Source organism: Providencia alcalifaciens (genome assembly GCF_020271745.1).
GTDB lineage: Bacteria > Pseudomonadota > Gammaproteobacteria > Enterobacterales > Enterobacteriaceae > Providencia > Providencia alcalifaciens_B.
Map to the genome: position 1 here is coordinate 3,235,617 of NZ_CP084296.1, position 21,005 is coordinate 3,256,621.

The following is a 21,005-nucleotide window of genomic DNA, read 5'->3' on the forward strand; positions in this document are numbered from 1 at the left end:
CCCCTGAATGGAATTGATTTCGACACGCCACATTTCCAGCCATTGCGAAGCAATTGTGGGCTGTTCCTTAGCAATAAATAATTGATTTCGCTGGATTGTTAACACTCATAAATCCAACTAAAAATGTTTTGTGGTTATAGTTAAAAAAAGTCAGGTGAATGTGTGGATAAGTAGAACATGAGACGATAAACTATAATAGTAACAATTTTTAGCAAATCACCTATAACAGTGAGGCAGGGATGACGAGATACGAACAGTTAGCAGCACAAATTCGTCAACAGATTGAAGATAATATTTGGCAAGTAGGTGACAGGCTACCTTCACTGAGAGAGAGCGTTAAGCAGTCGGGTTTAAGCTTAATGACAGTGGTGCAAGCTTATCAATTACTGGAAAGTCAAGGGTGGGTCGCTGCGCGTCCGCAATCTGGCTATTATGTTGCAAATCGCAATAATGCATTTGCCGCGGCAAAAGGGGGAAAAGGGCTCCATTTAAATGAAAATGTGGAGATTAACGCCTCTATTTTCGGTGTACTACAAGCTTGTAAAGACCCGGATATTATCCCATTCGGTTCTGCTTTCCCTGAGCCCGCCTTACTGGATGACCCAAAATTAGCCAAATCTCTCGCTTCGGTAGCACGTCGTTTATCAAAAACTAATACCACCACCAACTTACCGCCGGGGAATGAACAGCTGCGCCGCAATATCGCCCAGCGCTATGCCACTCAAGGGATCCACGTCGCTCCTGATGAAATCGTGATCACGGCAGGGGCGATGGAATCTTTGGTGCTGAGCCTACAAGCGGTTACTCAACCGGGGGATTGGGTAGTGATTGAATCCCCTGCATTTTATGGTTCCTTGCAGGCGATAGAGCGCCTAAAACTTAAAGCGATTGCCATCAAAACTGACCCATTATTTGGGATTGATCTCGATGCATTAGAGGACATTGCGGATAAATACCCGATCAAAGCTTGCTGGTTGATGACACACTATCAAAACCCATTAGGTGGCACGATGCCTCCAGCCAATAAAAAGCGGTTAGTGAATATTTTGAACAAACACAAAATTGTGTTGATCGAAGATGATGTGTATGGCGAGCTTTACTTTGGCAATCAGCAACCTATTCCTGCAAAATCACTCGATTCACAAGGGAATTTTTTCCACTGTTCATCATTTTCGAAATGTTTAGCGCCGGGATACCGTGTCGGGTGGGTGGCTGCGGGTCATCATGCGAGCAAAATTCAGCATTTACAAATGATGAGCACCGTTTCTGCCAGCGTACCAACTCAATTGGCGATTGCGGAATACTTATCTCAAGGGGGGTATGATAACCATCTGCGCAAACTGCGCCAAACCATGGAGCAGCGGCAGCATATAATGCTGAGCGCCATCGCTAAATATATGCCGTCCACCGTTAAAGTGAATACCCCAAAAGGCGGTTATTTTTTATGGTTGGAATTTGAACCGCCATTTAACGCCATCCAACTGTATCAATTGGCGTTGAAGGAAGGGATTAGCATCGCGCCGGGGAGCATGTTCTCTACCAGTGATCAATTCAATCATGCATTTCGCTTGAATGCGTCATTTGCATGGAATGACAGGCTTGAACAGGCGATGCAAGTTTTAGGGCGTTTATGCCATCGATTAACTGGGCTTAAATAGGGAAAATAGGGTGAGGGGGAAGGTGCGCTCACCCTAGATAGTTGATTAGCTGCTTGCAAGCCCGATGGCTGCAAAGGTTAACATTCCACCAGCAACGCCTTCTGTAATGCGACGTTTTTTATCACTATATTGTTGGCGATTATGCATTGATGCGAATATCATGCCGATGGCACCATAAATAATGATGCATGATGTGATAAAAGTCGCTGATAAGATTAAAGATTGTATTGCAACACTTTCAGAAACATGGATAAAATTAGGCAAAATTGCAAAATAAACTAGTAACCCCTTAGGGTTAAGGAAGCTAGTGAGAAATGCTTTGCCAAGCACAGCTTGCGTGGAAGCGGCGTTAATCTGGAACTTTCTCGATTTCATGGCGGATAACAGCATACGGACAGCTAAGTAAGCGACATAGGCGACCCCTACCCATTTGATGGTTTGGAAGATAATCGGTGAAGCTGCAACAATAGCCGCGAGTCCAAGTGCCGCTAAAATGGCATGAGTCGCATAGCCGAGGATGATACCTAAATTGGCTTTCCACGCAGCAGCGATACCGCCTGATAACCCTTGTGATGAGATAAATAAAATATCGGGACCTGGTGTGCAAATTAAAGGAATGACAGTTGCACTAAACAGCAATAACGTTTGTAGATCCATCCAAACACCTCTATTTATTATTATTTTCTTATAAAGATAAAAAGTTTGGTTATTATAGCTATTTTCCGTTGAAATTTGGTTGTTTTGTTGCTTATCATGGGTGTTTATTTGACATTTAATATCAAAAAATAAAAGAAAAAGAGGTTCGCATGCCAAAGACTACTGGCTCGTATTATGCAGAAAAGCATGAGCTAGAACACAGCAGTTCATCCGCTATCAAACTAGATGCGATTGATAAACATATTTTGCAAGTGCTGCAACGTGATGGAAAAATCCAAAATGTTGAGCTGGCAAAAGAAGTCGGCTTATCCCCGTCACCTTGCTTAAGGCGCGTTAAATTGCTGGAAGATGCGGGTGTAATTAAACGTTATGTTGCGGTGTTGGATGGTGCAAAGATTGGTGCTGGCTTGTCTCTGTTCGCACGTATTTGGTTTAAAACGCAAGATGCGCAAACCATTAATCGATTTGTGACCGATATTCAGCAAATGCCGGAAGTGGTGGAGTGCCATTTAATGGCGGGGGAGTGTGATGCGCTGATCCGTATTGTGACGGAGGATATGGCTTCTTATCGCCGTTTTCACGCCAACTATTTGACACAAATAAGTAGTGTGCAGAGCATTAAAACGGAAGTGCCGATGGAGACAGTCAAAGTTACGTATGCATTGCCTTTATAAGCTTACAAAATTTATCTATTTACCATTTTATACTGCTCAATAATTTCAATGGACATTATTGAGCAGCTTACTGATTTGTATTGATTACTTCTCAGTTAATCAATATCGCGCAGAAATATTATTCTGGGCGCTCAGGAATGTCAGAAAGGTGCTCATAAATATTGTCGACAACGGTATTTGGTGCACAAACAATCTTTGTCAGTTGCTTACCTTTGTTAAAAACCTCAACCCCTGATTCTATTTTAGAACCTGAATGAGTTGTAAAAATGGTATAGGTATAAGTGCCGTTTTTAAAATCAATTTCTTGAGAAGCCGCATATCCAGTATCCGTATCAGCATAGCGGGTTTGGAAAAAGCCTTGTGTAAGTTGTTCAGGACTACGGGTTATTTCAATATCAGGCTGTTGATTTAATTTTCCAAATTGGTACTGATACTGACCATCCATCAACGTCACTTTGACCTGACGGTCATTTTTGTTAACGCATTGAAATACAGTCACTGTGTGTGAATTAGCCAGCGCTGGGGCAGACATGAGTACAGGTAATACTAGAGCAAGCAGTGTACGACGAAGTTTCATGGGATCCCTACCAAAAAAGAGTTATCAATATTGATGTTATCGGCATCGTATTCAGATGCTCAAGAGAGAGTTTAGCATTTAAAATAAATCCGATAGAATAAAATGAATTTAGGAAATGAATGAGTTTTGGGGATGGATGCATGAATATATTGGAATTTGATCATAACTATCAGAAATATAAAGAGATCAGAAAACAAGTTTATTATGGGGTGTGTAATAAGCATAAATCTATAAAAAAATTAGCTGTTGATGTCAGAAAAATGAAGGCACAGCTCAGTTATTTACAGCCTTATAATGCAAATTTACTGGATATTTTAGGTGTTAGTGAAAATGGGCATAGTGCAATTATTGGGAAGATTTTGCAGTTTAAACATGATGGTGTTAATGAGTTTATTCCGTCATTTATTTACCGTCTCCTACAGCAGCCGTTAGATTTTAATGATAAGAAAATTAAAATTACAGTAGAAAAACACCGTATCGATATCATGATAAGAGATGATAAAAAGGTATTGATTATTGAAAATAAAATACACGGTGCCTGTGACCAACATGAACAACTGAGGCGTTATATTGATATTGCAAAGCATTATAGGTATAAAGACGAAAATATTTATCTTATCTACATTCAGGGAAACAAGTCAGACTATTACCCTAAAGAAAGCCTTTCCCATTACTATGAATCTTTTAAAGACCGTCTACGAGTTGCATCATTTCATACTGATATACTTTCGTGGATAGAAAACGATGTTGCACCTAATGTTCAGGAAAAGGATGAACAGTTATATTACTTTATCAACCAATATATTGACCATTTAAAAGGCATTTATTCCATAAGAAAAAAGGATGAAAGTATCAATATGAAATTAAATGATTATATTTTTGAATCTATGCAGCTGGATATCAATAACAAAGAACAGAATATCATTAAGTTACAAGAGGATGTTAATGTTATCTCGGATCTACAAAATAGATTGAATCGATTGCTTCAAGAACAAAAAGAATCAATTTTTGATGACTGGTTTGATAGTTTGAAAAATAATTATCCCGAACTAGATGTTAGGAAAAATGAGGGGGATCAGTTAACAAAAGTTGGGGTTATCTTTAATTTTAAAGGTAATAAAATATCTGCATTGATTGAGAAAAATAATAGTTCTATTTATTTTGGATTAGGGAAACATTTCACAGAAGATAACGAGCTAAATGCTGAAATGAAAAAGATAAGTACAATTATTCTAGATGGTGGATTTAAATTATCAGAATGGTGGTATGGGTGGAAGTATACTAGCTATGAGAATGCATTTTCGGATCTTTGTCATGTAATTGATGAAACATTAAATATGATTAAAGAAAATTAGAATTTTAGCTTTTTACATAAAAGACTATAAGTACTCAAATTATGAGCACTTATAGTAATGCCAACCGTTCAAAGAGAATATTTTGGAAATTCTATGAATGTAAATCATGTTATCAGAAATACGAAAAAGCAGGGTTATGGAGCAACCAAAGTTTGTTGCTTGTGTCACCCTAAAATCGCTTTAATTTAAACGCTCAATTGAGCGTTTTTCATTCCACATTCCTCAGCTTGATATGACCAGTCCTCGGATTAACTAACGTTACGTTTTCCAGTACGCGGATCCGCCACTCTTCATTTTGCTTGACTAGAACCGCCATAATCACAGTATCAACATTATGCGGACCAATAGGGTGTGCATCTCCAGCTGATAGTCGACTCCAAAAATGAGTGATCATGATCTCTTCACTTCAGGGAATAATATCAATAAGCTCATTCTTTATGGTTGAATCGCGATAGATAGTTTTGTGAAGGGTAATATGCATCTCAATAATTTCATTGACGCCTTTTACATAATGTCCAAATCGATTCACAAAAGTGGCATCAGAATGAAATAGTTCACCAAAGGCATCCATATTATGGTTATTCCACGCGAATTCAAAGGATAAGGGTATATCTTCGGGATTTCTTACAAAATGATTCACAGGAAAATCCTATCTTGGTTAGTTTGATGTGTTATCAACATTAGACGAAATGCACCAATACGGCTGGTAAATGAAAAATATTTCTCAGATTTTCGGCAAGGATTAGATTATTACTATGGCGTTTGTTAAATTAGGGGAGTAATTTTAAAGCACGTGGGTGCTAATCGAATAATGATAATACAGGGTGAAATATGCGTGATGGAACTCTTGCTATGCAGGTAAAAAATCGTCATTTACCAAATTGGCAAACATTAAAATTAATATTGAGTTCTTTAATTGTCTTTAATTTTTATTTAAATGTTAATCCAGCTGTGAAATCCGATTATTCAATATTGATTGAAGTCTTTGATTGGGTATTAATCCCGATGTTTGTTTTTATCGCGGCATATTTAAGTAAAGGGATTTTATGGCAAGGTTGGCGAGCCCATTTAATCCCACCTCTAATTATCTATTTCACGTTTCAAACGATAGATGCGATTCCGCTTTATTTTACAAACCGATTAACTATAGAAGAATATTTACTGTTCCCTCAAAATGGTGTTTGGTTCTTCTTAGCGGTACCGATATGGCAAGCCATTTTTTTATTACTCCCCTCATTTATAAAAAACAATGCGGGGGGAGTGTTCATCACCTTGCTGTTATCCATTATTATTGCGTTTTTCTCTAAAATATACTTGTCTGATATTACTGGGTTTTCGGCGATTCCTCAGTATTTCCCATTTTTTGTTATGGCGTACTTTTGTGATGATAAAAAAATAATTTGGCTTAGGAAGAATGTATTTTTTATCGTATCAGCAGTCATCGCCTTGGTTGCGATTTATATTTATACCTCAGCTGATACTGAATCTGAATTAATAAAGGTTTTAGGTAAAAATCTATTTGCTTATCATTTCGTTGTACATGTTTTTGCATTTCTAATGGGCGTGTTAATTTCAATTGCGGTTATTTGTATTGCATTATCGACTGAGCGATTTGTGAAAATAGCCAATAACGCACTGGGAGTGTATTTAATTCATCCGATCATCTGTTTCTTACTATTGACAGGGTTAAGTTCGTTCCATATCGAAGCGGGTTTACCCCTCTTAATTTTGCTCACGCTTTTCACCATTACGTTAGCGTTATTTCTAGCCAAAAACTCGATTATCCATTGGTTTTTAAACCCGGAAATAAAGGCAAGAAAATAAGAGAGAATAATAAGATTAGGTGTGGAAGGGGTCTATAAAATAAAGCTTACCGAATCATCTCGGTAAGCTTTTATTTAAGAGCAAAATGGTTTATTTACGCAGGGCTTTAACTTGCTCAGGCGTCACATCATCAGCTTGTCCACCCCATTGAACGCGTAGGAAGTTGACTAAATCGGCAATTTGCTGGTCGTTAAGCTTGTCGGCGAAACCTGGCATACTTTGCATGTTTTGGTTATTTGGGAACGCTTGCTCCGGCAAACCATCCAATACGGCATTAATGAGATTGGTACTGTCCACATCACGCAGGGTCGAGTTACCTTTCATCGCCACTGCCACATTAGGTTTACCGCTGCCATCATAGGAGTGGCAACCAGAGCAACTTTCCAGATAAACCTGTTTACCTGCTGCGTTACCATCACCCATCTTGAGCGGTAATGTGGCTGGTGGATTATCACCCATTAGGTAGGTAGCAATGGCTTTATTATCTTCCGGGGTTAAATGTTGCGTGCTGAGGTAAATAACCGGATGCATATCGCTGTAGGCTGAACCTTGCGGTGCTAACCCAGTCATGAAGAACTGCTGAAGATCTTCTTTTGTCCAACCACGGGCGGCGAGGGCATCAGGGGTAATGTCAGGGGCAGTGAAACGACCTAATGCGCCACCTTTCATATACTTATCTAACTCCATTTCGCCAAGTGCGCCTCTTGGTGTATGACATTCAGAGCAGTGTTCAAGCACATTGACTAAATACTTTCCTCGTTCCCATTCAGGAGAACTGCCTTGGGAGCTGTTCGGCAATGGTTTGTCATTGAAAAACAATAGGTTCCAGCCAATCATCGCCATACGCTGGTTTAACGGGAAAGGCAGAGAGTTTTCTGGCGGTGCGACATCTACCGCTGGGCGGCTCATTAAATAACTGTAGATAGCGTCAGAATCACTGCGAGTTATCCCTTTATAGGAGGTATATGGCATCGCAGGGTAGAGGTTTTTGCTTGGTGGCGAAATGCCTTCAGTTAATGCTTTATGGAACTCTTCTTTTGTCCAACGGCCAATCCCATAATCAGCAGAAGGCGTTAAGTTACTGCTATAAATAGTGCCAAAAGGGGTATCGAGAGGAAAGCCGCCAGCTAAAGGTGCTCCGTTTGCACTGGTATGGCATGCCGCGCAGTCACCTGCAAGCGTTAAGTAACGACCTCGCTCAATTTCCTCAGTGCTAGCGGTGACTTTTTGCACAGGACCGTCCGGTTTGCGACTCTCATACCAATACAGAATCGCCCAGACGACAATAGCTATGGCTATCAACCATAAAATAATGCGTTTGATCATTTTATCGTCTCCTTGATTAGCCCCGGAGTACTCATCACGACATCCCGCACCGCTTCATAATAACGAACATAACCCGTACAGCGGCAAATGTGATTATTTAAAGCCGTTTTGATGGCTTCTTCTAGCTCTTCCTCAGCAATCGGGTTGCGCTGCAATTCTTCAACAAAAATCGTCGCTGCATTGACAAAGCCTGGGGTGCAGTAACCACATTGGAAACTAAAGTGGTCGATAAACGCTTCTTGCACAGGGGATAATTTAACGTCACCGTTTTCTTCTTTGGTGGCAGCCCCTTCAATGGTACGAATGCTTTTATTGTTGAAAAAGTGTGCACCTGTAATGCAGGTACGAACTTCTTCACTTGTGCCAGATGGATTATCCAAAATCACCACACAAGCGTGGCAAATACCTTGACCGCAGCCAAGTCGTGACCCCGTAAGGTCAACATACTCATGAAGAAAATCAATCATCATGAGACCTTCAGGAACATCCATCGGCCCATACTGTTGACCGTTAATGTTAATGGTGAGTGGTAGAAAATTTAGGCTCATGATAATACCTCTAAAATATCGTTAGGACGAACAGGAAGACTCAAGAAATGGTGCCCTGTTGCATCAGCAATCGCATTGACGATAGAAGAAACGACAGGGATCATAACAACTTCAGCGACCCCTTTTGGTGGGTCGGTATCGGATAACCCCGGCAGGATTTCGCTAGTTTGTTTCCAAACCGCAACATCATTTGCGAGGGGTAAATGGTAACGGTTAAAGTTCCACGTTCCATTTCCTGGTCCATCTTCGTAGAGAGGTAAATATTCATGGAGCGCATGACCAATGCCCATCGCTAATCCACCTTGAATTTGCCCTGAAACCAATTGAGGAACAATTAAGTTTCCACATTCAACCACGGAGTGATGGTTGAGCAATTCGACATGACCAGTGGCTTTATCAATGGCAAGTTCAGATAAGGTAGCGACGGCGCTGTAATAGGTAACGCCAGCATTGTTTCTTTGAGTATCAGGGTAATAAGCTTTTTCGCGATGCCATACTTGATAATCTTTGTCTGCAAATCGTAGGGAAAGACCATCAACAGGAAGGCGGCGGGTTTCATCATTAATTTTGAAATCAGCTTCAGCCCATTCCCAGCGGTTAAAGACATGGCAAACTGCACCCGTTAAGCCACCCATCTCAAATGTACGGTCGATTAAGCGTTGTAAACTAAGCACTTCTAGCCCATCAGCGGTGAGACCATTGGCAACCCAACGGGCATCTTCACGACGAACCACGAGCGGCGCTGCTTGCCCACCACCAATACCTTCTTGCCAAATTGACATTGCCGCAGGCCACAGACCATATTCAAAGACTAATCGAGCGGCTTCTTCAGTACTGTGGGTGAAATAATAAGCGGAGTTACTGGCGCTGGCTGGGGAGCAGTAATTCGGTGTCCAGAGCGGGTTAGTGCCGAGGCGTTCTTGTTCATCTTGCGCCATTGCAAACGGATTTCCTGTCGAAATCATCGGCAGAACTGACCAATCCACAACCGAAAAATGGGCTTCTTCCGCAGGCTTACCTAACCACTTGGCACAGACCACAGCTTGAGATGTGGACATCCCCGTACCAATCTCTGCACCACTATGATAAATGGCTATTTTACCTTCAGGGGTGAGTTCAACGCGTGCAAAGGAGGATTCAGCCCCCGTACCGAAGTCTTTTTGAACGCAAGAAATGCCGGTACCAAATAATTTTCCTGCATTTTTAGCTTCAAAGTCCGCTTTACGTTTCGCTCTTTCTTTCCACATTGGGTGCTCAGCGCAACGGGTTAGCACTTCATCCGCACGAATTGCACCACCAGGGATAGCCCCTTGGGTATTTTTCATTCCTGACTTGATGATGTTATTCAGGCGAAACTCAATAGGGTCGGCCTTGAGTAATTTGGCGGCTTCTTCCATAAGCATGTCAGTGGCAGCCATGGCCTGTAACGTACCATAACCACGGGCAGAGCCCGCATCAACCGCGCGAGAAGCGATACCCACAGCCGATAAATCACTACGAGGAATATAGTAGATGGCTTGGGCGCCAGTGGCCGCAACCATCACAACGGAAGGTGTAAAGTTACATCGACCGCCGCCATCTCCAAGAAATGAGGCGGAAAGTGCTTCAATTTTATGGGTTTTCTTATTAACGGCGAGGGTGTAATCCATATCAAACGCATGGCGTTTGATGGTGGATTGGAACTGTTCATAACGGTCGTTGGCTAAGCGGATCGGAACGCCATCACCATACAGGGTTGCCATCGCACCATAATAAGGGAATGGAGTGTGATCCTTAGAACCATAACCCACTGTAAAGCATGGATGTAAGAATATTTGCTTAATCGGGAATGTGGATTTTGCGAGCATTTCAGGCAGTGATGCCGCAACTTCTTGCGGGGACTGTGTTGGGATCACTAAATGGAAAGATTGTGTTTTTGCATCGTACCAGCCATTGGCGTTATCGGGTTCGAGCGCAGAGGTATCAATAGATTGCGAAAAATATTTACGTTTGATAACCAGCCAATCTTCCGGTGGATTTTCTAACTGCTTTGCAAGTTCATCCGCATAATACATACCTTCTTGATCCAGCTTTCCACCTTCACGACCTTCAGGCCAGATAGGGAGATGCTTTTTCATACCAATCGGGGAGATGGGCATATCTTTCATGCTGGAGTATGTATCAGGGGAGAACGGTGTTTCTCCGCCGATACGAACTCCACGATAAGTTCCCCAAGGATCTCGTTGTAATGGTCCCGTGTAAGCACCATATTGGATGACATCATCGTGGAATTTGAGTGTCTCTTTGGCAAAACTAAACTTGGCAAAATCATGATAAATCAGTAACGCGACGGCTTGCCCTAAATAAGCAGGGGTTTTGCCTGTCGGTAACAGTAAATCTTCACCATAGAATTCAGGGAAGGCAACGCCGTCTTTTTCTAAATCACTGGCGGTGACAATACGGTCAGGCATTAAGCCATCATTAAGTCGTTCGAGGTTAAAACCCTCGTAGATTTTATCGGCTTGGGTGACGCGTAGAAGAAAGGCATGTCCTTGTTGTTTGGGCCAGTGAGGGATATCGCGGGCTCGAATATCTCTTGCAAAGACTTTTTCACCTTGCACTTTGGCATAGCCATCAATTCGGAATTTGATTTTTTTATCGACAGGGTTCCAGTCGGGAGCCTGAAGAATTTTTTCCTCGAATAGCACATCAAAAGCTCGGCTATACAAAGGGGCGATATAACAAGAGATCCCTGCAACAACAGCACATTTGAGAAAGTGTCTGCGGGATAGTCCGACATGATTATTGCTCATAATATACCCTTACACTTATTTTCATTGCTTCAATTATTATTTTTTATTTCACTGCCAGTGTCGTAATGTAAGCACTCATATATCCAATAATTTTAATCGAAATATGATTAGAATTGGATAAATTATAAAAACTGTGATTAACAGTATAATCTTTATATTATTATTTATAATATAAAGAATAAATTTAATTATGTATAATGTAAACCATGAATATAGGAATATTGATATTAGCCGCAGGAAAAAGTGAGCGTTTTCAACGTAGTGGCGGTAAGGGAAGTAAATTGAATTACCGAATTGACCAACAAACCGTATTCGAAAAAACGCTTATAAATTCAATGAATAGTGGATTGCCTATTCATGTGGTCACTCGTGCTGATAATGTTGGTGTTATTAACAATTGTTTACATTTTAATATTCCATTTTCCTTATTAAATAGTCATGGGCTAGGGGAATCGATTGCTTTAGGTGTAAAAAATACCTTTAATTGGAGCGGCTGGTTAATTCAATTGGGGGATATGCCATATATTTCTCACGATATATTTACTCGAGTTGCGAGTGAATTAGAAAATTATTCATTAGTGCGACCTGTATATAAAAACATACCGGGGCATCCTGTCGGAATATCAGCAAAATATCGGCAAAGTTTACTTCATTTATCGGGAGATGATGGCGCAAAATCAATATTACGGCATCAATTGGTTTACGAAATACAGATAAATGATGAGAATATCATTAAAGATATTGATCATCTTCCGAATAAAAACCAAGAATAAAAACCAATAGGGACTGAATATGCTGCGTGAAGATGTTTCCGTGATTACTCAAGCAATGAAGTGGGCAACGGATGAGCCTGTTTGGCTATGCACTGTGCTGAATACGTATGGTTCATCGCCGCGAAGCCCTGGCTCTTTATTGGTCGCTAAAGGGGATGGGATGTACGTAGGCTCTCTCTCTGGCGGTTGTATTGAAGAGGATTTTCTGCAACGAATTCAGCAAGGTCATTATTTAAAAGATAGCCAAGTTGTTCGCTATGGCCAAGGTGGAGTGGAAGCCAAAGTCAATTTACCTTGTGAAGGGAGTTTAGATGTTCTTATCGAATATTTACCCTGTAACCCGCATTCCCATCAATACCTCTCACAGATTCAAACAGCACTGCTCGGTTATACCGCCATCATCAAAAAATTGACGTTACCCCAGCGAAGTGAAATCACGACGGTGCCAAACTCACAGCATCCCACGCATATTGAGCGCAATGGCGATGAAATCCAATTTTATATCATGGCGCCACCCAAGCTAATCGTTGCGGGTATTTCCAATGTCGGCGTCTACTGTGCTAATTTTGCAGTCACATTAGGCTTTGAAGTGATTATTTGTGAGCATCGCGATGACGAATTGTTGCGCTTTGCTGGGCAAATTACAGAACAAGTTGAGATTAAAAAAATATTCCCCGCACGCTTTTTAGAAGAGAATCCAAGCGCATCCAATACCGCTATTGTGTCTTTGACTCACGACCCTCGCATTGATGATTTAACATTAATGGAAGCAGTGAATACATCTGCATTTTATATTGGCGCAATGGGCTCAACCCGAACAAGTGCTAAGCGCCGAGAGCGTTTGTTAAATTCAGGGGGATTAACGCTTGAAATGCTAGACCAGATCCATGCGCCTATCGGTATTCCAATTGGCAGTAAAACGCCACCAGAGATTGCGTTAGCGATTATGGCGGACATAGTGGCGCATAAGAATGGGCGGGGTTAATACTATAGTGAATCATTAGTCCTATTATGATGGGATCATATTTTGAATGAACAATTTAGGATAAGACTTGTTCATCGATTCTGATAAATCGATTATTCTAGACTATTCGCTAAAATCGATCCTGCAGGGAGGTTGTAATGTGGTATATCCATCCGACTCGGGCTCAATACACATTACTGTCACAGTACCTTTCTCCTCTAGAAGCAAGAATAGATGCGGGTTTGCTCAACTCTGAAGGAATTGATTCTCTATTATTAGACGAAAACATAGTCTGGAATAACCAAATGTATGCCCAAGCTATTGGTGGCGTTAAATTATTGGTACCAAAATGCGAGTTAGAGAATGCATTAAATGTCTTGGATAAACTGTACCAAGGTAAATTTGCGATCACAGATGAAGGTGAGGATGAGGAAGCTAAACCTAAAATCACGCAAAAAAATGGCGTTACCGACTATATGAATATGTTACTGGTCTTTTTGCTTTTTTTTGTTACTGGATTGGCATTACCAATTCAAAGAGATGAGAGTAAAAACTAAGAAAATCAGTATTTTTTAACATGTGAAGGGATTTACCATGCAATCAAAACTAATTTATCAATGGAAATATAAAAGACGAGCAAGACTATCTTTCCTAGGTGCGGAAATTTTTTGGATAATCGTTCTGAGTATCATTCAGGTATTAGTCTATCAATGGTATTTGGATTCACATCCTGAAGATGTTGAATTAGTGTTTAAAAGTAATTTTTATTATCAATTTTCTTTTAGCTTGTTTGGGCTAATGGAAGTAGTATCGGCGGTTGTTCAAATATATATTTTCTCTCTTATTCTTACGCAACGAATTCGGGATATTGGCATTAAATATCCATTGATCATTGCTCTTGCCTTTACATGTTCATCATTGTTTATCACGCCACTAACGTTTATCAATCAGTCTAGTTTCTTGATGATTTTTATGGCTATTCAACTCATTTTTTCGTTGATTGTTTTATTTACGCCATCTGCGCGAGAAACGAAATCGAGTGTGAAAAATGATGTGATTTAGTGAAGCCAGTATAGGTGACTTATCTCATTTACTATCGAAAGGAGTTAAGAATTGAGTAAAGCTGGTATTCAGTCTAATAGGGGGGATGGGTATCAAACGTTAGTAGCGTTTGACTGGGCTTTGACAGTGCTATCTGATCCTAACTATCAATGGGTAGAGACGGATTCAGTTAGGTGGCTAGTTGATGACGTTGTGATAGGACGGGCTGATGGTACAAAAATTTGTTGTCAGTGCAAAAAAAATCAAAAAACATTTCGGGCATGGTCATTCTCCGACCTTAATGATGAGCTAGATAAAGCCATTAAAACGCTTATACAAGATCCTTCTACGACAGTTAGATTCTACTCTCGTACCCCTTTTGGTGAGCTAGCTTTATTACAAGAGTTTAGTAATAATTTTCCTGATGCATATGCTTATCATGCTGCTTTAAAAGAGATAAAGGTACACAAGGCGATTGATAGAAAGCTTAGTGAACTAATTAAAAAAACATCTTCTGATTTTAATAGTTACGAGTTTTTATCTAGAACCCAATTTATTACTAGTGATATTCATGAGCGGATGAGAGAAGCTCTGGAAGAGCGCTTGCAATATTTGGTGAGTAATTCTATTTCTGCTTTTAATTCACTTTGGACTTGTCTTGATTATCAAGGAATGAGGGTTAATGATACACAAGATAATAAACTATCATCTAGCTCTCGTTTAACGAAAGCTGACCTTATAAATCTCCTTTCTCAGTCAGGTTGTATTATTTCTCCTCCGATAGACATTCAATCTACCTTTAATTCATTTAGAAAAACATCATCCATTGGTCGTTCATGGCAACGAGATATTGGTGGCCACCGTATTGATACACTTTTGGTTGGTGAATTAATTGAAGCTATCAAAAGTAAAAGCCATTCCATATTAGTGACTGGGGGGCCAGGGTCAGGGAAAACCTGTATTCTACTTGAATTGCAGGAGAAATTAGAACAATTGGTGCAATCTGATAGCGCTATGTTACCGCTATTCATTCAATCGCGAGAGTTTGCTGATTTAGAAACTGCACAGGAACGACAATCTCTAGGACTAGATGAGCAATGGATTGAAAAGATTGCGCGTGTAGCTGACAGCTATCATGTAATAGTCACAATTGATTCACTTGATGTACTTGCTATAGCTCGAGAACATACGGTGCTAACGTATTTTTTAGCGCAAATAGATCAGCTATTATTAATTCCAAATGTTACTGTTATTACGGCTTGTAGAGAGTTTGATAGACATTACGATAGACGTATATCTCAGCGTTCATGGAATAAAGAGTTTAAGTGCCAAGTATTAGATTGGGAAAGCGAAATCATGCCGTTGCTTGGAAAGCTCTCAATCGATTCATCAGCTATTGATAATACAACTCGACATTTAATTAGCAATCCACGTGAGTTAGCTCTATTTATAAATCTTGCTCAAAGAGGCGGCAGTTTTAATATAGTGACTAGCCAAGCGCTAGCTCAACGCTATGTTGATTCGATTATGTTAACGAATCCATCGTTAGGTGATGAAGGGAAAATAGCACTTGAAAATATGGCTACAGAGATGTTAAGGCTTCGTAGCTTGTCGATACCAACCCAGCGATTTACAGCTTCAGATGACATTCGTAGAGTACTGCTTAGTCATAATGTTTTACATGAAACTGAGGGTAATAAATTAACATTTGGGCATCAAACACTACTTGATGTACTAGTTATTAGTAGGGCAGTTCGTCATGGATTAACTTTAAATGATTTTATAAAGACTCTTCCTCCAGTACCGTTTGTCCGCCCATCTATTCGTAGCTTTATTGCACAGCTTGTTACAGAGGAAAGACAAGAGTTTAGAAAACAGCTACGGACAGTGCTTACCGGAACTTATGCTTTTCATTTACGTCGCCTAGTCGCTGAGTGTTTTGCTGAACAATTACCTCAAGATGATGATTGGCCAATGTTACGTGATTTACGTAATACGCATCGAGATGTTTTCCAAATTATTTATAGCAGAGCTTCACAAGTTGAATGGCATTATTTTTGGTTAAGAAACCTTGTGCCAGTTTTAAAAACTATGCGTGATGTTGATGGTATAGAAGCCCACTCTTACCGTATTGCTCATTGGTTAAATTTAGATCCATCAGGTGTCGTTGATTTTTGGATGGAAACATTAAGATCAGATTGGATAGATAAGTCTCGTTTGATAAGTAAGATTACTGTTTTTATATCAGATATAAAGAGAGAACATGCATATTTAATGTCTCCTCTATTGCTGGAATTGTTTAAATTTCCACGGGAAGAATATAGTTTTTTAGGTAGAGCCCTTGCTCGATGTTTTGCTGTAGGGGGAATAGATGATGTAGTTCTTTGGGATTACATCATTATTGATGTTAAAGATGAAGACATCCTATCCTACAGATTTGAAAATAAACTTAATTGCCGACCACACGAGTTTGGTGCTAAGGATAGCAAATTTCTTTCAGATAGAATGATTAATTCTATTACTTTATTAGAGCTAGCTATATCAACAATTGAAAAATGGAGTGAAGTACGAAGCTCTAGATATCAAGGAAAACATAATTATATAAGTGGTTTCCTAAGTGAAACATCTCATTCGGACGACCGAAGAATGAGAGACTTTGAGCATAAAGATAGTCAACGTATCCTAATGGATGCATTAGAAGTTGCTATTATTCATCATGCTAAGATCAATTCAGAGTGGTGGCAAAACAACAGTGAACGTTTATGCTTTAATCGGGAAGGTTCACTTCGTTATTTTGCATTGTTAGCATGTATTAACTCTCCGCTAACTAATCTTGATATATCTTCTCGACTGTTATCGAAAGTGGATTTTTTAGAGTCCGAGCTTTCACATGAACTGGGCACTTTAGTGCAGAAAGTTTTTATTTATTTGAGTTCAGAATTCCAAGATGCAATACAGTCAATAATACTTTCTCTTTCTCTGAAATATGCTGATAGCCCTGAGTATAGGGAATATATTCTTATAGATCAGGCCAAGCTTATTATTTGTATTCCATGTCATTTACGTTCATCGTCATGCGTAAGTATTTTAGATGAATATAATCGTTCAAATTGGCCTCTTGAGCATAAACCAGATATTAATGGATGGAGCGGAATTGTAAGAGCTCCATTCTCATTTGAGGTTTTTAATGAGCTGAGTAATGAAGGTATTCGCAGTATTCTTGAACACTATAATGGATATGGACGAGATGCATTTAGCGACATGTTAATTGGTGGGGAGGAGCAAGTTGCTCGTCAATTAAGTGAGGCATCATCAAGAGACCCATTACGTTTTTTGAGTTTTTTGTCTTCTTACTGGCAGGATATAAATGAAGATTTTCGAAATCATATCATGCATGGGATTGCGAATTATTTGAATTATCGCTATGGAAATTTTCATCCAAGTAATGATTGGAAACCAGTTAATGAGCCAAATATTGATATCTTAATTAACGATCTTTTGGATGAATTGGAGCGGCATTCTGTGTATTGGAGACAAAACCGCTCTGCTTCTGAAGTGTTACAAGGGTGTTCACATATAGTGAGAAATATAAATAACGCAAAACGAGTAACTTTTTTATCTATTCCCTATTTAACAGTGGAAGAAAAAGACCCTATATCAGGAGATGGTGTCACTTATATTTCAATAGGTATTAATATGATTAAAGGTCATATTGCTGATACTCTTATGGTCATGATAATAAGGTTACATGAAGAACATATCTCTTTGCCTGAGTTGTTATTACCTACATTACATCAATTTGCTACTAACGATCATCCGGCGGTGAGAGCTGTAGTATTACGCCGTTTACCTCATTTACAGCATATTTTGCCTGAAGTTGGTTGGATAGTATTTGAATTAATAATGCGGAAAGGTAGTGAAGGGCTTTGGGATATGGCTGAGCGTTGTCTCTATTATTCTTATCATCATGAGTATGATAGGGTTTCTCCATGGTTAAATGTGATTGTGTCTGAAGGCATTAAGGATGGATTTCAAGCATGGGGAAGAATATCTGCATTAGCTGTATTGTCAGGAAAAATAGAAAGTTGTGATTTTATAAAACAAATAAAAGAGTTAAATGATAGTGATGCATGGAAAGGAGCGATAGATGTTTGGACACATTGTGAAAATTTTAAACAACATTCTAATTTATGTCTTGCGGGTTTATCTGCGGCGTTAAGTGATGATAATCAATACCCCTCTATATTAGTAGAGTCGATGGGTAGTCTTTTTAGAGAAAAAGAATCTGTTGTTATTTTACCTATGCAAATGTTAGAGCGCTATTTTTCACTAATATCTACGAGTTCTGAAGCATCCAGAATTGGTTTATTCGATTTCGGTGCATGGCTAAATATTGTTTCATGTATAGACCCTTTGTATGCATTAAAAGCTACTGAGATTTATTTTGAATATATTCGTACAGTAAAAGCCTACTTACATGATTACAATAACCATTTAGTGCAGTTATTGACTCGCTTATTTATACAAGCAGAAGAGCAGGAAGAATCGGATGATGGAGAAATGCTACATCGAGTAGTTGCTTTGCAAGATACGATGTTGATTTTAGGTGTTGATGAAGTGGATACATGGTTAAAAGCAGCTGAAAGACCATGATGATTACAATTAGTTTTTTTACCCTAAAACTTGCAGTGGTCATGATGAAAAAAGCCTGTTTCAACTGAAAGTTGAAAAGACCAGCTAGATTAATGTAGCTTGAATTTTGGGAAAAGCTGAGACACAACCAAAAGAAAAATCCATACAATTGCATGGATTTCAAAAGGCTTTATTTCATATAGGGCATCGAACGATGCCCTATAATGGGCTAAATCAATTACACATTAAACAAGAAATTCAACACATCGCCATCTTTAACGATGTAATCTTTACCTTCCGCACGCATTTTACCCGCTTCTTTCGCGCCTTGTTCGCCACGGAATTTGATGAAATCTTCGAATGCGATAGTTTGTGCGCGGATAAAGCCTTTTTCGAAGTCTGTGTGAATTTTACCTGCTGCTTGTGGAGCAGTTGCACCAACAGGGATTGTCCATGCCCGGACTTCTTTCACGCCAGCGGTGAAATAAGTTTGCAGGTTTAATAATTCGTAACCTGCGCGGATCACACGGTTCAGACCTGGTTCTTCAATACCTAAATCAGCCATAAACTCATCACGCTCTTCATCGTCCAGCTCGGCGATATCAGATTCGATAGCGGCGCAAACAGGCACAACAACCGAACCTTCGGCTTTAGCGATTTCGTAGACTTTGTCTAAGTATGGGTTATTTTCAAAACCATCTTCATTGACGTTAGCAATGTACATGGTTGGCTTCAGGGTTAAGAAGCTTAAATAACGGATTGCGGCTTTATCTTCAGCGGTTAAATCTAATGAACGCAGCATACCAGCTTGTTCTAAGTGTGGCAGGCATTTTTCCAGTGCTTCTAATTCCGCTTTTGCGTCTTTATCGCCGCCTTTTGCGCGTTTTTGTACGCGGTGAATAGCACGCTCACAAGTATCTAAGTCAGACAGTGCTAATTCAGTGTTGATCACTTCGATATCAGCTGCTGGGTCAACTTGACCAGCAACGTGGATGATATTGTCATTTTCGAAACAACGAACAACGTGACCAATCGCTTCTGTTTCACGAATGTTAGTCAAAAATTGGTTACCAAGACCTTCACCTTTCGATGCGCCTTTTACCAGACCCGCGATATCAACGAATTCCATCGTGGTTGGTAGGATGCGCTGAGGCTTCACAATTTCAGCTAATTGATCAAGACGTGGGTCTGGCATTGGCACAACACCCGTGTTTGGTTCAATTGTACAGAAAGGGAAGTTGGCTGCTTCGATGCCGGCTTTGGTCAATGCATTAAACAGAGTGGATTTACCCACGTTAGGCAGACCAACGATACCGCATTTAAAACCCATATGTTTCTCACCTTAATAGCGGGGGCAGGCAAGTGCTGCCCCTAATGTTTAGAAAATTGGCGCTGATTATACACAAAAACTCGTGTTTGATGAAATCAACTCTTAGGCTGTGGCTTTAAAACCATGTAAGCGATTGATAGCTTTGTCCATTCCGTCGGATAACAGGATGTCTGTGCAGCGCACAGATTCATCAATTGCATCATCAATAAGCTTTTGTTCTGATAGCGGTGGCTTGCCTAAAACGAAACCAACAACTTTGTTTTTATCGCCTGGATGTCCAATACCAATGCGTAAGCGGTAAAAGTTCGGGTTATTGGCAAATTTACTTTGAATATCTTTTAAGCCGTTATGTCCACCGTTGCTGCCACCCAGTTTCATTTTGGCCACACCCGGTGGTAAATCAAGCTCATCATGGGCGACTAAAATTTCATCCGGATTAATGCGATAAAAATTGGCAACTGCCGCGACGGATTTACCGCTCAAGTTCATAAAGGTAGTCGGAACCAGCAAGCGAATATCATTGCCATTAAGATTGATACGAGCCGTATATCCAAAAAATTTAGGCTCTTCTTTTAACGATTGATTGTGGCGTTGTGCCAGTAAATCAACATACCACGCACCAGCGTTATGGCGGGTTTGCGCATATTCAGCGCCCGGATTGGCTAATCCAACAATTAATTTTATTTTACTCACGGGGACTTTTTCACTGTCAATGTATAGAAATTGGCGACTAGTTTACCTCGTGTCGGGATGGATGTACAAAATTGTCATTGATAAGATTGCGATAGTGATAATTAGCTTATGAATTATTCGTCAATACTATTATCAGTTGTTAAATTGATAAAAAGCACTTT

At 39.9% G+C, this 21,005-nt stretch carries 17 protein-coding genes; 9 read left to right on the plus strand and 8 right to left on the minus strand.

Going from position 1 to position 21,005, the window contains the following annotated elements; genetic code table 11:
* The first annotated feature begins 239 nt into the window (after window positions 1–239).
* Entirely contained in the window at window positions 240–1,658 is a 1,419-nt protein-coding gene (locus LDO51_RS14935; RefSeq protein WP_225575187.1) for a PLP-dependent aminotransferase family protein, read from the plus strand.
* A 45-nt stretch (window positions 1,659–1,703) separates the two neighbouring features.
* Here the strand turns inward: LDO51_RS14935 and LDO51_RS14940 are convergent, their stop codons facing one another.
* The gene (locus tag LDO51_RS14940; protein ID WP_225575188.1) at window positions 1,704–2,315 is read right to left on the minus strand and encodes a LysE family translocator; all 612 of its coding nucleotides are present in this window, start codon (window positions 2,313–2,315) and stop codon (window positions 1,704–1,706) included.
* Between the two features lie 149 nt (window positions 2,316–2,464).
* Between LDO51_RS14940 and LDO51_RS14945 the strand changes: the two genes are divergently transcribed.
* Window positions 2,465–2,989 (plus strand): Lrp/AsnC family transcriptional regulator, encoded by a 525-nt coding sequence (locus LDO51_RS14945; RefSeq protein WP_225575189.1) that lies wholly within the window; start codon window positions 2,465–2,467, stop codon window positions 2,987–2,989.
* 118 nt (window positions 2,990–3,107) lie between these two features.
* Here the strand turns inward: LDO51_RS14945 and LDO51_RS14950 are convergent, their stop codons facing one another.
* Window positions 3,108–3,566, minus strand: coding sequence for a hypothetical protein (locus LDO51_RS14950; protein WP_225575190.1), 459 nt, complete (start codon window positions 3,564–3,566; stop codon window positions 3,108–3,110).
* 140 nt (window positions 3,567–3,706) lie between these two features.
* On the opposite strand from LDO51_RS14950, the gene LDO51_RS14955 reads away from it, so the two are divergent.
* Window positions 3,707–4,921 carry a PD-(D/E)XK nuclease family protein gene (locus tag LDO51_RS14955; protein ID WP_225575191.1) on the plus strand — a complete coding sequence of 405 codons (1,215 nt, stop codon included), beginning with the start codon at window positions 3,707–3,709 and terminating at the stop codon, window positions 4,919–4,921.
* Between the two features lie 406 nt (window positions 4,922–5,327).
* Here LDO51_RS14955 and LDO51_RS19785 read toward each other — a convergent pair whose 3' ends face one another.
* On the minus strand, window positions 5,328–5,561 hold the full coding sequence (locus LDO51_RS19785; RefSeq protein ID WP_225575192.1) for a nuclear transport factor 2 family protein: 234 nt from the start codon (window positions 5,559–5,561) through the stop codon (window positions 5,328–5,330).
* Window positions 5,562–5,752: 191 nt separating this feature from the next.
* Between LDO51_RS19785 and LDO51_RS14965 the strand changes: the two genes are divergently transcribed.
* A complete protein-coding gene (locus tag LDO51_RS14965; RefSeq protein ID WP_225575193.1) occupies window positions 5,753–6,745 on the plus strand; it encodes an acyltransferase in 993 nt (330 codons plus the stop codon).
* A gap of 90 nt (window positions 6,746–6,835) precedes the next feature.
* Here LDO51_RS14965 and LDO51_RS14970 read toward each other — a convergent pair whose 3' ends face one another.
* The 3 genes from LDO51_RS14970 to LDO51_RS14980 are packed head-to-tail and all read right to left on the minus strand — an operon-like array spanning window position 6,836 to window position 11,411.
* Entirely contained in the window at window positions 6,836–8,071 is a 1,236-nt protein-coding gene (locus LDO51_RS14970; RefSeq protein WP_225575194.1) for a c-type cytochrome, read from the minus strand.
* On the minus strand, window positions 8,068–8,619 hold the full coding sequence (locus LDO51_RS14975) for a (2Fe-2S)-binding protein (protein WP_036954690.1): 552 nt from the start codon (window positions 8,617–8,619) through the stop codon (window positions 8,068–8,070). The genes LDO51_RS14970 and LDO51_RS14975 overlap by 4 nt, the downstream gene beginning before the upstream one ends.
* Window positions 8,616–11,411, minus strand: a complete 2,796-nt coding sequence (locus LDO51_RS14980; RefSeq protein WP_225575195.1) for a xanthine dehydrogenase family protein molybdopterin-binding subunit — start codon at window positions 11,409–11,411, stop codon at window positions 8,616–8,618. Before LDO51_RS14980 ends, LDO51_RS14975 begins: the two co-directional genes overlap by 4 nt.
* 206 nt (window positions 11,412–11,617) lie before the next feature.
* Here LDO51_RS14980 and LDO51_RS14985 point away from each other — a divergent pair, with 206 nt between their 5' ends.
* From LDO51_RS14985 to LDO51_RS15005, 5 genes are all read left to right on the plus strand, one after another.
* Window positions 11,618–12,184 (plus strand): nucleotidyltransferase family protein, encoded by a 567-nt coding sequence (locus tag LDO51_RS14985; protein ID WP_225575196.1) that lies wholly within the window; start codon window positions 11,618–11,620, stop codon window positions 12,182–12,184.
* Between the two features lie 19 nt (window positions 12,185–12,203).
* Window positions 12,204–13,169, plus strand: coding sequence for an XdhC family protein (locus LDO51_RS14990; RefSeq protein ID WP_225575197.1), 966 nt, complete (start codon window positions 12,204–12,206; stop codon window positions 13,167–13,169).
* A gap of 137 nt (window positions 13,170–13,306) precedes the next feature.
* Window positions 13,307–13,705, plus strand: a complete 399-nt coding sequence (locus LDO51_RS14995) for a hypothetical protein (protein ID WP_225575198.1) — start codon at window positions 13,307–13,309, stop codon at window positions 13,703–13,705.
* Window positions 13,706–13,742: 37 nt separating this feature from the next.
* Entirely contained in the window at window positions 13,743–14,210 is a 468-nt protein-coding gene (locus LDO51_RS15000) for a hypothetical protein (RefSeq protein ID WP_225575199.1), read from the plus strand.
* A 51-nt stretch (window positions 14,211–14,261) separates the two neighbouring features.
* Window positions 14,262–18,842, plus strand: coding sequence for an AAA family ATPase (locus tag LDO51_RS15005; protein ID WP_225575200.1), 4,581 nt, complete (start codon window positions 14,262–14,264; stop codon window positions 18,840–18,842).
* Between the two features lie 217 nt (window positions 18,843–19,059).
* Here the strand turns inward: LDO51_RS15005 and ychF are convergent, their stop codons facing one another.
* Both ychF and pth read right to left on the minus strand, forming a co-directional pair.
* On the minus strand, window positions 19,060–20,151 hold the full coding sequence (gene ychF / locus LDO51_RS15010; RefSeq protein WP_036954672.1) for a redox-regulated ATPase YchF: 1,092 nt from the start codon (window positions 20,149–20,151) through the stop codon (window positions 19,060–19,062).
* Window positions 20,152–20,253: 102 nt separating this feature from the next.
* Window positions 20,254–20,844, minus strand: coding sequence for an aminoacyl-tRNA hydrolase (gene pth, locus LDO51_RS15015; protein WP_036954667.1), 591 nt, complete (start codon window positions 20,842–20,844; stop codon window positions 20,254–20,256).
* Window positions 20,845–21,005: the final 161 nt, after the last annotated feature.